General features: G+C 57.2%; 1 protein-coding gene. It reads right to left on the minus strand.

Features of this window, described 5'->3' with window-relative positions; genetic code table 11:
• Positions 1-360 (minus strand): immunoglobulin-like domain-containing protein (locus P353_RS06740; protein ID WP_157839531.1); only part of this gene is annotated, 360 nt, incomplete at both ends.

The raw sequence follows: 360 nt of genomic DNA on the forward strand, positions 1-360 counted from the left end.
CTGCAACTTCCAGTTTTTCGAAGTTGCCGCCCGAAGCGTCGGTGATCTTGACGGTCTGCGTGCTCTTATCGATGAACACGTCATCGGTAGGCGCAGGCACGGTCACAGTGCCAACCGTGTCGCCGGCCTTGATGGTGATCGAAGAGCCGTTATCCAACTTCAACGTGACGTCGGTACCGGCCTTATTGCTCAAGGTCGCGGTATAGGTGATCTGGCCACCTTCGTTTGCCTCGGCCGGAGCGGTCAGCGTCACCGTAGTGGTGTTGTCAGTGCCTGGTGTATCCGTAACGGTGGTATTAACCGGGGTAGTACCTGGAGCCAGATTTTCAAAGTGCTCGCCGCCGGTCACGCCTTTGATGG

This window comes from Comamonas testosteroni (assembly GCF_000761245.1).
Lineage (GTDB): Bacteria > Pseudomonadota > Gammaproteobacteria > Burkholderiales > Burkholderiaceae_C > Comamonas > Comamonas testosteroni_C.